12 protein-coding genes are annotated in these 12,930 nt (G+C 65.4%); 2 read left to right on the top strand and 10 right to left on the bottom strand.

Features of this window, described 5'->3' with window-relative positions; genetic code table 11:
- Positions 1-32 precede the first annotated feature (32 nt).
- Positions 33-887, bottom strand: a complete 855-nt coding sequence (locus OX462_RS26330; RefSeq protein WP_409028784.1) for a class I SAM-dependent methyltransferase — start codon at positions 885-887, stop codon at positions 33-35.
- Positions 888-972: 85 nt separating this feature from the next.
- Entirely contained in the window at positions 973-1,629 is a 657-nt protein-coding gene (locus tag OX462_RS26325; protein WP_409027381.1) for a pyridoxamine 5'-phosphate oxidase family protein, read from the bottom strand.
- A gap of 108 nt (positions 1,630-1,737) precedes the next feature.
- On the opposite strand from OX462_RS26325, the gene OX462_RS26320 reads away from it, so the two are divergent.
- Positions 1,738-3,243, top strand: a complete 1,506-nt coding sequence (locus OX462_RS26320) for a MocR-like pyridoxine biosynthesis transcription factor PdxR (protein ID WP_409027380.1) — start codon at positions 1,738-1,740, stop codon at positions 3,241-3,243.
- Positions 3,244-3,274: 31 nt separating this feature from the next.
- Positions 3,275-3,880: a hypothetical protein gene (locus tag OX462_RS26315; protein WP_409027379.1), complete on the top strand. Its 606-nt coding sequence runs from the start codon at positions 3,275-3,277 to the stop codon at positions 3,878-3,880.
- A gap of 29 nt (positions 3,881-3,909) precedes the next feature.
- Here the strand turns inward: OX462_RS26315 and OX462_RS26310 are convergent, their stop codons facing one another.
- From OX462_RS26310 to OX462_RS26275, 8 genes are all read right to left on the bottom strand, one after another.
- Positions 3,910-4,689 (bottom strand): spermine/spermidine synthase domain-containing protein, encoded by a 780-nt coding sequence (locus OX462_RS26310; RefSeq protein WP_409027378.1) that lies wholly within the window; start codon positions 4,687-4,689, stop codon positions 3,910-3,912.
- A 59-nt stretch (positions 4,690-4,748) separates the two neighbouring features.
- Entirely contained in the window at positions 4,749-5,273 is a 525-nt protein-coding gene (locus OX462_RS26305) for an FxDxF family PEP-CTERM protein (protein ID WP_070223431.1), read from the bottom strand.
- A 238-nt stretch (positions 5,274-5,511) separates the two neighbouring features.
- Positions 5,512-6,828, bottom strand: a complete 1,317-nt coding sequence (locus tag OX462_RS26300; RefSeq protein WP_227742088.1) for a sensor histidine kinase — start codon at positions 6,826-6,828, stop codon at positions 5,512-5,514.
- A gap of 14 nt (positions 6,829-6,842) precedes the next feature.
- Positions 6,843-8,195: a sigma-54-dependent transcriptional regulator gene (locus OX462_RS26295; protein ID WP_070223435.1), complete on the bottom strand. Its 1,353-nt coding sequence runs from the start codon at positions 8,193-8,195 to the stop codon at positions 6,843-6,845.
- 28 nt (positions 8,196-8,223) lie between these two features.
- A complete protein-coding gene (locus tag OX462_RS26290) occupies positions 8,224-9,462 on the bottom strand; it encodes an ABC transporter permease (RefSeq protein ID WP_121670905.1) in 1,239 nt (412 codons plus the stop codon).
- 28 nt (positions 9,463-9,490) lie between these two features.
- Positions 9,491-10,813, bottom strand: a complete 1,323-nt coding sequence (locus OX462_RS26285) for an ABC transporter permease (RefSeq protein WP_121670906.1) — start codon at positions 10,811-10,813, stop codon at positions 9,491-9,493.
- Positions 10,814-10,822: 9 nt separating this feature from the next.
- Positions 10,823-11,539, bottom strand: a complete 717-nt coding sequence (locus tag OX462_RS26280; protein WP_070223441.1) for an ABC transporter ATP-binding protein — start codon at positions 11,537-11,539, stop codon at positions 10,823-10,825.
- Between the two features lie 35 nt (positions 11,540-11,574).
- Complete coding sequence (locus tag OX462_RS26275) at positions 11,575-12,840, bottom strand: efflux RND transporter periplasmic adaptor subunit (RefSeq protein WP_409027377.1); 1,266 nt, start codon at positions 12,838-12,840, stop codon at positions 11,575-11,577.
- Positions 12,841-12,930 lie beyond the last annotated feature (90 nt).

Genomic DNA, 12,930 nt, shown 5'->3' with positions numbered 1-12,930 from the left:
ATCGGCCCGCCACCATTGGCTTTTCTAGTGACTCAGGGCTTGACGAACTTCAAGGTCATGCGGTCGCTCTCGCCGATGGCCGTGTACTTGTCGCGCTCCACGTCCTTGTTGGCGTAGGTGGGTGGCAGCGCCCAGACGCCGCCCTGGTGGTCCGCCGTGTCTTTCGGATTGGCGTTGATGTCCGACTTGCCCGCCAGCTTGAAGCCCGCGCCTTCGGCCAGCTTGAAGCCCGCGCCTTCGGCCAGCTTGATCACATACGCTTCGTGCATGTAGCCGCTGCTGGCCGTGGCGTCCTGCGCCTTGTGCGCCGGCAGGCGATGCTCGACGACGCCGAAGACGCCACCCGGTTTCAGGCTGTCATACACCTCCTTGAACAGGGTCTGCATGCCCGCTTCGCCGATCGGTATCCAGTTGTGGATATTGCGGAAGGTGAGCACCATGTCGGCCGTGCCCTTGGGCGCGATGCGGTAGGTGGTGGGCGGTGCGAAGGCGCCGATTTCCACCTTGCCGAAGGCGGCCTGGTTGGCGTCGAGTTTTTGCTGGAAGCGCGCCGCACCACGGCGGGCGCCTTCGCTGGCCGATTGCGGGTCGTTGCCGGCCGCGATCAGCTTGCCGTTGTCGCGCAGGTAGGGCGCCAGGATCTCCGTGTACCAGCCGCCGCCGGGTGCCAGTTCCACCACCGTCATGGTCGGCTTGATGCCGAAGAACGTCAGTGTTTCATACGGGTGGCGGGCACTGTCGCGCAGCGCATTGGCCGGCGTGCGCGCACTGCCGGCGATGGCCGCCTTCAGGGCCGCGTCGCCCGTATCGGCGGCCAGTGCCGCGCCGCTGCCGCCACAGGCCAGCATGACCGTGAGGGCCGCTGCCAGGGATACTCGCTTCATCATCATATGCTCCATGCGTGATTGGATCGGTTGGTAACTTGGTGGCGATCGCCATCAACGCCGATCATCGGTCAAGCACGCCGGCCGGTCAAGCGGATTCCGTACCCCATGCGGCGGCATACGCGGGCATGTCGCTGGTGTTGAGCGCATCGGCGATGGCCGCGCCACGGCCGTGGGTAAACGGCAGTTCGCCCGTCCAGACGGCATGCGCCATGTCGTCCGCGTCGTCGAGCGGGCCGCCCTGGCGCTGCTTGACGGCATATTCGTCGAGCGCGATGCGCAGCACGGTGGTGGCCGCGTATTCCTTGGCGCTGCCGCCGCGCACGTGCGCCAGGCGTCCCGGCACCAGCTTTTCCATCAGCGCATCCATCGCCGCATGCTGCCGGCCGATATCGCTTACTTTTTCAAACTGCCCGTACACCATCGCCGAGCGGTAGTTCATCGTGTGGTTGAAGGCGGAGCGCGCCAGCACCAGGCCGTCGAGATGGGTGATGGTCACGCATACGTCGCTCTCTTGCAAACGCTTGAGCATGCGGCTGCCGTTCGAGCCATGGATGTACAGGTGGCCATCGATGCGCCAGCAGGCGGTCGGGATGCAATGGCTGCCCTTGCCGTCGTGGAAGGCGATATGGCACAGGTAGGCGGCATCGACGATGGCGTACAGGGCGGCTTGCTCGTAGCTGGCCAGTTCGGCGACGCGGCGCACGCGGGTACGGGGGCTGGGAGGCAGGGCGGTAGCGGTCATGGCGGGAATCCGGTTGGTTGAAGAAGCAGGCCGCACTATAATCGGCATCTGGCCCTGAAAAAAGATCCAGAACTGCCAAATAATATAGAGCCACGATGAAAGGGGCGCATGGATTTCGCTTTGCTGCTGGGCGCGTTCGAGCGCACGCACCGCGAGCGGGGCTGGCCGCGCCAGCGCCTGCTGCATGAATGCCTGCGCGCGGCCATCCGCGGCGGCCAGCTGGCACCGGGCACGCGCCTGGCCGCCACGCGCGTGCTGGCGGCCGAACTGGGAGTGGCGCGCAATACCGTGCTGTATGCCTACGAGCAGCTGGCCAGCGAAGGGTTTGTCTTGCCGGACCGGCGCGGCACCGTCGTCGCCGGCGGCGCCGGCATGCCGGTGACGTCGCCGGTGAGCGGCGGCCAGGATGGCTTGTCGCGCCGCGCCCGGCATTTGCGCGGCGTGTCAGGACAGGATGCCAGCGCGGCGTTGGTGTTTCCCGCCGACGCCATGGGCGCGTTCGCGCCTGGCGTGCCGGCGCTCGACGCATTTCCGCTGGCGCAGTGGCGGCGCATGCTGGACCGCGCGTGGCGCGCGCTGACGCCGCGCCAGCTCAATTACGGCGACCCTTCCGGCGAGCCCCAGCTGCGCATGGCCATCGCCGACCATTTGCGCGCCGCGCGCGGCGTCGTCTGCGATGCGGGCCAGGTGTTCATCACGGACGGCACGCAGAGCAGTCTCGATGTCTGCCTGCGCGCGTTTGCCGACCAGGGCGACACCTTGTGGATCGAGCATCCCGGCTATGGCGGCGCGCTGGCGGCGGGCCGTGGCGCCGGCTTGCAGGTGACCGGCGTCGCCGTCGACATCGATGGCATCGCGCCGACGGACGCCGACTGGCGCGATACGCCGCCGCGTCTGATCTACACGACGCCGTCGCACCAGTATCCGACGGGCAGCGTGCTCAGTCCCGCGCGCCGCATGGCGCTGCTCGAACGCGCGCGCGCGGCCGGAGCGCTGATCATCGAAGACGATTACGACAGCGAGTTTCGCCATGGCGGACCGCCCCTGGCGGCCATGCAGGGACTGGTGGCCGACGCGCCCGTCGTGTATCTGGGCACTTTCAGCAAGACCATGTTCCCCGCCTTGCGCATCGCCTTTATCGTCGTGCCGGCCGCGCTGGCCGGCGCCTTCGCGCAGATGCAGGCGCAGGGCGCCGCACGCGGCCGCGTCGCCGAGCAGCTGGCGCTGGCCGAGTTCCTGCGCAGCGGCCTGTTTGCGCGCCACGTGCGCCGCATGCGCAGGCTGTACCGCCAGCGCCGCGACGCCTTGGGCGAGGCCTTGCGGCGCCATGCGTGCGCGGGCGCGGCCATCCATGGCGGTACGGCCGGCATGCACCTGGCGCTGCGTTTTCACGACACGGCATGGGATGACCTGGCGCTGAGCCGCCGCGCCGCGCAGGACGGCATCGTGGCGCTGGCGCTGTCCGCGCATGGCACCGGCGAGGGACCGGGCTGGAACGGTTTCCTGCTCGGTTATGCGCAGGTGCCGGCCGAGAACATGGATGGCCTGGCGCGCCGCCTGGGCGCAGTGCTTGCGCAAGCTGGCGCGGCTGGACAGGCGAGGCTGGCACAATAGGCTTTTGCCAGGCTGCGGAAGAAGACTGCCCATGATACTGAGCTGGAAAGCCCCGATTTATTACAATGACAAACTCACCGGTTCCTACGACAAGGAACGTGGGTCGTATGAGACGGCCGGATCGAACTTCGACTACCTCGATCTGCTGCAGGGTGCGCCTTTTCCGAGCGGTATGGACAAGCCACCCGTGCATTTTGTCTGTCCCAGGGAACGGCTGCTGAAATATGACTGCCTGTGGCTGCTCGGTGAGGTGCCGCTGGTCTCGGCCCGCCTGGCCGAGTTCCTCGCCGGCGCCGCCGGCCAGGACGTGGAATTGCTCGCCCCCGCCTGCATCATGGCGGGCGGTGAACCGGTGGAGCAGCCGTTTTACATCGTCAATGCGGCGCAACAAGTACAGACGGTGGACCTCGAGCGTTCAATCGCGGAAAGAGATGACAAGGGCAACATCATCTATTTCACGAGCAGGTTTTTCCGCGACGATGCCATGGCGCCCAGGCAGATCGCCAGGGATGCGCAATCGGGCGACCTGTTGCTCTCCAGCGAGCTTGCTGGCCTGATGAAGGCCGGGCGCTTCAAGGGCGACAAGAAGCTGGGGTTTTATCGCGCCGAAGGGCGATGGGAAGAGGCTCTTGAATGATATTGCACGGGCATCGCGCCCGATGGGGCTTACTGCTGATCCTGCATCCACTGCTTCAAGCCGTTGACCCAGTTCTTGGCGGGCAGGTTGAACTGTTTCTTGATGGTGGCGGCGCGTTCATATAGCTCACTGAAGTCGAGCGATGGCGATTTTTTGAAGGCCAGCACGACGATGTTTTCATCTTCCATTTCCGGCACCCAGACGACGGCGTCGAAGACCAGTTCCATCGCCTGCAAGTTCTTGTCGTAGTTGGGGAAGTCGCCGAAGACATTCGTGCACATGATGCCGTCGTCCGTCAGGCAGTCAAAGCAGGCCTGGTAGAACTCGGGCGTGTCGAGCACGGGGCCGCGAGCGTCTTCGTCGTACAGGTCCACTTGCAACGCGTCGACCGTGCCGTGGTTGGCCGGGGCGAGCACGAAGTCGAGCGCATTCATTTCGCGCACGTCGAGGCGAGCGTCGTTCGGCGGCAGCGCAAACTGGGCGCCGCAGATGGCGATCACGTTCGGATTGAGTTCGATGGCCGTGACCGTGGCGTCGGGAAAGCGGCGGTAGCTGAACTTGGTCAGCGCGGCGCTGCCCAGGCCCAGCTGCACGATGCGTTTGGGCTGCGTCTTGAACAGCATCCACATCATCATCATCTGCACGTATTCGAGCTCGATGGCGTCAGGTTTGTCCAGGCGCATGGCGCCCTGCACCCACTTGGTGCCCAGGTGCAGGTAGCGGATGCCGCGGTGTTCGGTGGTGGTGGCGGGCGGGTGGCCCGGGTGGCTGAAAGCGGTGTTGCTGGTGGAGATAAAGTCGGTCGTCATGGCGCCAGTTTAGCAGCCGCCAAAGAAAAAGACGCCGTGGCGTCTTTTGGTTAGAGCGCTCAAGATTGCTTGCGGCGTCGCGCCAGGAAGCCGAGTATGCCCAGGCCGGCCAGCAGCATGCCATAGGTTTCCGGTTCGGGAACGGGCGCCAGGTTCAGATTGAAGACGCCGCCATAGCTGCCGCCCTTGGTATTGCCGATGACGGTGAGGACCAGCGGGCCGTTGAACAGGAGGCTTGTAGGCGCCAGGACTTCGCCCTGGGCATAGCCAAAGGGGGTGGGGCTGCCAAACCCCGTCAGGCCGATGCCATTCAGGTTGGCGCTGCTGAAGCTGATGGAAGAGCTGTCCGAACCCGTGACGGACAGGTTGGCCAGGAAGGCTTGCGCGGTTGAACCGAAGGTCGCGTTGGGCGTGAACGTGAACGTATCGGTGAAGTCGCCGAGCGGGCTGGGAACGGCGCTGAAGCCGCTGGTCCACAGATTGCCCGTGGTATTGACGAGGTTGACTGTGTAGGCGGTGGCGCTGGCGCTGCCAATGGAAGCAGCGCTCAGGACTGCCGCTGCGATGAGTGATTTTAATTTCATATTGATCCCCGCGAAAAAACGATTAATGTTTCAAAAAAACCGTACCGCGTTGATAAATTATCGCCGAGACTAGTCATTGTCAATTAGTTATTTTGATATCATTATGCAAACTCAAATAGCTTATTTCTAACACACGGGCATGGCGCCCGTGTGGTTGCAATATTTGACATGATAATTATCAATATTGCACTGAAAAATAATTGCGGGTGATGTGATTTAAAGATCGTTACACAAGGAACTAATTTCTGTCGAGTAAGGGAAGAATCAAGGTCACCGCCAGGCCGCCGTCCTCGCGGTTGGCCAGGGTGATGCGCCCGCCATGGGCTTCGGCGATTTCGCGCGCCAGGGCCAGGCCCAGTCCCGTGCCGCTGCGCTTGGTGGAATAAAACGGCACCAGCGCGTTTTCCAGCACGGCGCCGCTCATGCCCGGCCCGCGGTCGCTCACTTCGATGCGCAGCTGCCCTTGCGCCTGGCTGACGTGCAGGCCGATATGCTGGAGCTTGGAGCCGGACTCCAGCGCATTCTTGAGCAGGTTCAGCAGCGCCTGCTGCATTTGCGCCGCATCGAACACGGCAGCCTGCGCGGGAGGCGGACCGTCCAGCGTGAAGGCCGCTTGCGAGGCCAGGCTGTCGAGAAAGGGTTGCCATTCGCATGGCGCCAGGCGCGGCGCGGGCAGCTTGGCAAAACGCGCATAGCCGAGGATGAAGGTTTCCAGGTGGCGCGTGCGCTCTTCGATGGTGGCGAGGATTTGCGGCAGGCGTTCCGTCTGGCCGCGGCGCACCAGCTCGGCGCCGGAATGGGCCAGCGAGGCCAGCGGCGCCAGCGAGTTGTTGAGCTCATGGCTGATGACGCGGATGACCTTTTTCCAGGTTTGCACTTCCTGGCGCCGTAGCTCCAGCGTCAGCTGGCGCAGCAGCAGCAGTTCGTGCTTGCGCCCGTTCAGGCTGAAACTGCGCCGCGCCAGGTGGTACACCTCTTCCTGTTCCCCTTCGCCGCTGGTAAACAAGCCGTCGTTGCGGCGCGCCAGCGCTTCGGCCAGGGCCGGCGCCGCCTGCCGCACGATGTCGGCCAGATGATGCCCTTCGAGCCGGCGCCCGTGGTGCAGCAGCTGGCGCGCGGCCAGGTTGGCGTAGACGATGGCGCTGCCCTCGGCCACCAGCAGCATGGCCACCGGCGTGTTTTGCACCATGGTGTCGAGCAGCAGTTCGCGCTGCACCAGGTCCAGGCGCTGCTTGCGCAGCACGTCGCCCAGCGCATTGTGGGCCGCCACCAGGTCGGCCAGTTCATCGTTCTGCGGCCAGCGCAGGCTGAAGCCGAAGTCGCCGTCCTGGTAGCTGGCGACCGTGCCGCTCAAGGCGCGAAACAGCGACAGCATCGCCTGCAGCTGCGCGCGGATGGTAATGACGGCCACCGGCAGCACGCACAGCAGGGTACCGGCCAGCACCAGCAGCGGCTGGCCTGGCAAAAAATGCGCGAGCAGCAGGGCGATGACGATGCCCAGCACCAGCAATGTGACGATCAGCGCCGTCCAGCGCGTGAGCAGGGAAAGACGCATGGGGCGGTCTGCCATCAGCCGCGCGCGATGCCCAGGCGCTCCATGCGCCGGTACAGGGCCTGGCGCGACAGTCCCAGTTCCTGCGCCGCCTGCGCCACCACGCCGTGCGCGCGCGCGAGCGCCGCGGTGACGCTGTCGCGGTCCGGTTCCGCCGCGCCGGCATCCTGCGGCGCGCGCGGCGATGTGGCACCGGCCAGCGGCAAGCCCGTTTCCATCGCGCCGATCACCGGGCCGGCCGTCAGCAGGCTGGCGCGCTGCATGACGTTTTTCAGTTCGCGCACATTGCCCGGCCAGCCGTGGGCCAGCAAACTAGCCTGCGCCTGCGCATCCAGCGTTTTTTCGCCGCCCAGAAAATGCCGCGCCAGTACCAGGATGTCCAGCGGGCGCTGGGCCAGCGGCGGCAGGCGCAGTTCGATCACGTTCAGGCGGTAGAACAGGTCTTCGCGAAACGTGCCGGCCTTGATCATCGCCGGCAGGTCGGCATTGCTGGCGCTGATGACACGCACTTTCACTTGCCGCTCGCGGTTCGAGCCGAGGCGTTCGAAGCGCCCCGTTTCGAGCACGCGCAGCAGTTTCATTTGTCCGGCCAGCGGCAGGTTGCCGATCTCGTCGAGGAACAAGGTGCCGCCGTCGGCCGCGTCGAACTTGCCGTCGCGCGCCCGTGTGATGCCGGTATAGGCGCCGGCCTCGGCGCCGAACAGTTCCGCCTCGATCAGCTCCACGGGAACGGCGCCGCAATTGAGCACGACGAAGGGGCCGCCGGCGACCTGGGAATTGGCTTGCACGATGGCGGCGATGCGTTCCTTGCCGCTGCCGTTCGGCCCCGAAATGAGCACGGGCACGTCGGCGCGCGCCACCTGGCACGCCAAGTGCACCACTCTTTCGGTGGCCGGGTCTTGCCATACCATGCCGCGCAAGTCGAAGTCGTGTTCCAGGGCGTGGCGCTGGCGCTGTTCGGACAGCACGCGCTGGCGCAGCGCGCGGTTGGCCTGTCCCAGTTCCAGCAGGTTCTGCACGCTGGCGATCAGGCGCCGGTCATCCCAGGGCTTGGCCAGGTAGTCGGCCGCGCCGGACTTGATCAGGTCGACGGCCGCGTCGAGCTGGGTCCATGCCGTCAGCAGGATCACGGGCAGGTCGGGGTAGCGCGCGCGGATGGCGTGGAACAGCGCGCTGCCTTCCTCGCCCGACGTGGTGTCGGCCGTGAAGTTCATGTCCTGCACCACCAGGTCGATGGCGTGGCGCTCGAGCAGGCGCAAGCCTTCCTCGGGCGAGGCGGCGCGCACGGCGTCGATCTCGTGCAGGGAAAACAGCACGTCGAGCGCGATGGCCACGGCGGCATTGTCGTCAATAATCAGTACGGTAGGCATGCGCGCAGCATATCACTCAGGTGCCGGCTCAGGTACTGCGGGTGGCAGTGGCCGGCGAAATGCTGGCCGCGCGCCATGCCGGGCCGTACACGGCGCCCAGGCCCAGCAGCCAGAACACGAGCGCGCCGGCCAGCAGGTAGCCGGGCGGCAGGCGCGCCATTTCCAGCTGGCTTACCAGCAGCTGGTTCAAGCCCAGGGCCAGCAGCACGCCGCACGCCACGCCGGCGCTGGTGATCATGAAATTCTCGGTCAGGAAGTAGCGCAGGATGTCGACGCGGCGGGCGCCCAGTGCGCGCCGCACGCCGATCTGCTTTCTGCGCTGCGTCACCCACAGGCTGGCGATGCCGACGATGCCGCTGGCCGTCACGAGCAGCAGCAAGGTCGACACGGCGATCAGCATCCAGGACAAACCCTGGTCGGCCCGGTAGCGTGACGTGCGGTGCTTTTCCAGTGTATCGGTGCGTACCAGCAGGCGCTCGCTGGTGGCGCTGCGGATGGCTTGCTCGGCCTCCTTCATCAGGCGGTCGCGCTGGCCAGGCTCGGCCCGCACGGCGTACAGCAGCGAGTCGCGCGAACCCGTCAGGCGCGCCGGCAGGATCAGCGAATGCTCGCCATGCGCGCTGACCTGGCCGACCTGTGTCTGCAACCGCTCCACCACGCCGATCACGCGCATTTCGTCGTCATCGTCGCCGGTGCCGTTGAACAGGGTCTTGCCGACAAAGCTGCTTTCGCCAGGCCAGATCTTTTGCGCTGCGGCGAGCGTCACGATGACCACCTTGGGAAAGGTCTCATCGACTTTTTCATCGATTTCCAGCACCTCGTCGGGATGGAAATCACGGCCTTCCACCAGCTTGAGGCCGTATGTCTTGACCAGCGAGTCAGGCGTGAAATACATCGACGTGGTGGCGCTGGCCGTGGGCTGTCCACGCTTGATGGAGACATTGGTGCTGCTGCCGGAACGCGACAGCACGGCCTGCGAGGTCTGCGCCACGGAGAGCACGCCGGGCAGGCTGCGCAGCAAGGCGGCCTGGCGTTTCTGGTCGGCCAGCTGGCGCTGGTGGCTGCCTTTGTCCATGCTTTGGATATTGACATAAAAGATGTCGTTTTCAGCGGCCACGCCGGTGGGGCGGGCGGCGATCGCCTGGCGCAGGTTAACGATATGCAGGGCGTTGGCCAGGATGGCCAGGCTGATGGCGACCTGCACGGCGACGAGTACGGCACCGGTTTTGCTGCGCATCAGTGCCGACAGGATGGGGCGGATTTCCATGTTGAACCTCATTGCGGTACGGTGAATGTCATTGGGATTTGAGCTGTATCGCCGGCGTCACCTGGCAGGCGCGCCAGGTGGGCAGCAACCCCGCCAGCAGGGCGGCCAGCACGGAGACGGCAAACGTCAGCAGCAGCATCGGGATATCCATGTGCGCCACGGTGCCCAGTTCCTTCGATTGCGAACGCACGACGGCCAGCGCTGCATACGCCAACAGCAGGCCCAGCACGCCGCCGGCCAGGCCGATGACGCCCGTCTCGATCAGGAACTGGCGAAAGATGTCGCGCCGCGTGGCGCCCAGCGCACGGCGGATCCCCACTTCACTGGCGCGCACGGAAAACTTCGCCAGCAGCAGGCCGATGGTATTGACCAGGCATAGCAGCAGGAAGCCGAAGGCCAGCCAGGCCGCCAGCTTGTTGTCGTTGTCGACCACGTTCAGGAACACCATCCATTCCTTGACGTTGTACAGCGCGTTGGGCGCGTGGCGCGGCATGCGGCCCAGCTTGCGCTGCTCGGCAGCATAGCTGTCGAGATATGCCTGCAGCTCGCCACGCTGGCCCGCGTTTTCCATCTCGAACCAGAACTGCAGCCAGGTACAGTCCGACGCCAGGGTGCCTTGGAAGCCGGGGCCGCGTTCGACGCCGCTGCAGGCCATGCCGCCGTCATGCCGCGTTTCATGGCGGATGGCGCTGGCAAACGGAATGAAGAATTCATCTTCCGTGCCAAAGGCGCCCTTGCTGCCGATGATGCGGTGTATGCGCGGCACGGGATCCCAGTGATCGAGCACGCCGCTGACCAGATAGGACTGTCCCAGTACCGTCACGCGCCGGCCCACGGGATTGACCGTACCCAGCAGTCTTTCCGCCAGCGAGCGGCTCAGCACGATGATGTCGGCGCCGCTGGCGTCATCGGTTTCGCTCCATGGCTGGCCATACAGGAAGGGGACTTCGAACATGGCGAAGAAATCGCGCGTGGGCGCCAGGCCCTGGGCCTGGAAGGCGCCGATATCCGTGCGTGCTGGCTCGACCGGGCCGGCCACGCCGTACATGACGGTGCGGCGCACGCCCATGTTGCTGGCCATGAAATTCTTCGCGTCGGTGTAAGCCAGCTGCGACTGGCCGAAGCTGGGCTTGGCGCCCGGCACATAACTTTTCAAGGGGACGACGTCGATCATCGGCACGAACAGGCGGTCGCTCTTGTGCGGCAGCGGGTCGCCCGACATGGCGTGCAGGATGGTGACGGTCGACACGCTGGCGGCCACGCCGACGGCCAGGGTCAGCACCATCAGCGCGGTCAGGGCGCGGTTGCGGCGCAGGCTGCGCAGGCCCAGCGTGAAATAGTAGCGGAACATGGTCTCTCCTTACGCGGTCGCGGCGTGCTGCGGCCTGGCCGACAGCGAGGCGCCGTGCTGCACCAGGTCCGACACCTGGCCGTCGATGATGTGCACATTGCGCTGGCTGCGCAGCGCCAGTTCCGGATCGTGCGTGACCATCAGGATGGTGGTGCCTTGCGCATTGATGTCTTCCAGCAGTTCCATCACGCCGCGCGCCATCTGCGTGTCCAGGTTGCCCGTCGGTTCATCGGCCAGCAGCAGCTTGGGCGACCCGGCCAGCGCGCGCGCGATCGCCACGCGCTGCTGCTGGCCGCCCGACAATTCGGCCGGATAGTGTTTCATGCGCGACGCCAGTCCCACCTTGGCCAGCGCGTCCTCGATGCGCTCCTTGCGCTCGGCGCGGTTGAAGCCCCGGTAGCGCAGCGGCACGTCGACATTGTCGAACAGCGACAGATCGGGGATCAGATTAAAACCCTGGAAGATGAAACCGAGTTTTTCATTGCGCAGGCGCGAGCGGGCATTGTCGTCCATGCCCCTGACGTTGACGCCGTCAAGGATGTATTCGCCGTCGGTGAATTCCTCGAGCAGACCGGCGATGTTCAGAAAGCTCGTCTTGCCCGAGCCCGACGGCCCCGTGACGGTGACGAATTCACCTTGTTGCACATGGATGTCGAAGCCGCGCAGCGCGTGGGTTTCGATCATGTGGGTGCGGTAGACTTTGCTCAGGTTGTGCATGCGCAGCATGGCGGGGCCTCTTGTGGGAGTGAGATGAGTGAGATTCAGTTGAGCGAGACGCGGGCCGCGTTCTCGAAGTTTTCCGTGCCGGCGACGACCACCTTGTCGCCCAGCTTCAAGCCGTCGAGGATTTCCACGGCCGCCACGCTGGTCGAGCCCAGTTTGATCGGCGTGCGCATCGCCACGCCGTCGCGCACGACGTAGGCGAAACGGCCGCCTTCGGCTTCGACGAAGGAGCCGCGCGCCAGCATCAGCACATCCGGTTTTTCATCGATCAGCAGGCGCGCCGCCACGCGCTGGTTCTGGCGCAGGCCGGCCGGCTGCGCGCCGTCGAAACGCACGCGCGCCAGCACCTGGTTTTTCACCACTTCGGGCGACAGCGCCGACAGCTTGCCGGTTGCCTTGACTGCGCCCGTTTCGATCTCGGCGCGCATGCCCAGGCCCATGTCGGCCACATAGGTTTCCGGCACTTCAAGCTCGACTTCCAGCTGCGACAGGTCGACCAGGGTCATCAGCGCGGTATTGGCTTGCACCACGCTGCGGTTGGCCACCGACAGGGTGCCGATGAAGCCGTTGACGGGCGCGCGCACGGTCAGCTCGTCGACCCTGCGCTGGGCGTTGTCGCGGACGAGGCGCTGGCGTTCCAGTTCGTTGACCTTGGTCTTGAGCGCCAGGGTCACGTCTTCGCTTTCCAGGCCCGCCGCCTGCGACGCGTGCTTGCTGCGGATATCGGCGGAATTCAAGGCATCCTTCGCCTTCTGGTAATCGATCTTGGCGATGATGCCCACCTGCGCCACGCTCTCATAGCGCTCCAGGGTGCGCTGCGCGGACAGGCGCTCGATCTCGGCCGTGTCGGCTTCACGGCGCGCCAGCAGTTTCTGCTTCTTGGCCAGGATCTGCTGGCGCGCCACTTCCGCCTCCAGCTGCTGCACGCTCGACTGCTCGCGCTTGAGGGCGTCGGACAGGTCAGGCGACTCCAGCACGGCCAGGATGTCGCCCTTTTTCACCGTATCGCCCGCCTTCGCTTTCAGCGTGACGGTGGCCACCGTGGTCGAATACAGGGTGGGGCTGATCGAGGCGACCACGCGGCCCGTGACGGCCGCGTCGCGGATCAGGGTGCCGCGCGTGACGTCGGCGATGCGCAGGCGGCTGGCGTTGACGGAATGCTCGCTGTTGCGCCAGCCGGCAACGACCGCGACGGCGGCGCCGATGACGATGACGGCGCCGGCCAGCAGCAGGGCGCGTTGCTGGTGGCGCTGGCCCGGCGGGGCGGACAGTACGGCGTCTTGAGAGGAGGTGTCGCGGATCATGGTTATGTCTTGTGAAGGATGACTTTTCCAATGCACGATCCATGCCAATGATTAAGCCGTTGATTTGAATGGGAAAAATATCGGGCGTCC

This window comes from Janthinobacterium aestuarii (assembly GCF_046113285.1).
Lineage (GTDB): Bacteria > Pseudomonadota > Gammaproteobacteria > Burkholderiales > Burkholderiaceae_D > Janthinobacterium.
This window is presented reverse-complemented; position numbering and strand designations above follow the sequence as displayed.

Coding starts and splice junctions, on each gene's coding strand:
- OX462_RS26295 (WP_070223435.1), bottom strand. CDS start 8,195: ATGCCTACCGTACTGATTATTGACGACAATGCCGCCGTGGCCATCGCG.
- OX462_RS26285 (WP_121670906.1), bottom strand. CDS start 10,813: ATGTTCCGCTACTATTTCACGCTGGGCCTGCGCAGCCTGCGCCGCAAC.
- OX462_RS26320 (WP_409027380.1), top strand. CDS start 1,738: ATGGATTTCGCTTTGCTGCTGGGCGCGTTCGAGCGCACGCACCGCGAG.
- OX462_RS26290 (WP_121670905.1), bottom strand. CDS start 9,462: ATGGAAATCCGCCCCATCCTGTCGGCACTGATGCGCAGCAAAACCGGT.
- OX462_RS26315 (WP_409027379.1), top strand. CDS start 3,275: ATGATACTGAGCTGGAAAGCCCCGATTTATTACAATGACAAACTCACC.
- OX462_RS26325 (WP_409027381.1), bottom strand. CDS start 1,629: ATGACCGCTACCGCCCTGCCTCCCAGCCCCCGTACCCGCGTGCGCCGC.
- OX462_RS26330 (WP_409028784.1), bottom strand. CDS start 887: ATGATGAAGCGAGTATCCCTGGCAGCGGCCCTCACGGTCATGCTGGCC.
- OX462_RS26275 (WP_409027377.1), bottom strand. CDS start 12,840: ATGATCCGCGACACCTCCTCTCAAGACGCCGTACTGTCCGCCCCGCCG.
- OX462_RS26310 (WP_409027378.1), bottom strand. CDS start 4,689: ATGACGACCGACTTTATCTCCACCAGCAACACCGCTTTCAGCCACCCG.
- OX462_RS26305 (WP_070223431.1), bottom strand. CDS start 5,273: ATGAAATTAAAATCACTCATCGCAGCGGCAGTCCTGAGCGCTGCTTCC.
- OX462_RS26280 (WP_070223441.1), bottom strand. CDS start 11,539: ATGCTGCGCATGCACAACCTGAGCAAAGTCTACCGCACCCACATGATC.
- OX462_RS26300 (WP_227742088.1), bottom strand. CDS start 6,828: ATGCGTCTTTCCCTGCTCACGCGCTGGACGGCGCTGATCGTCACATTG.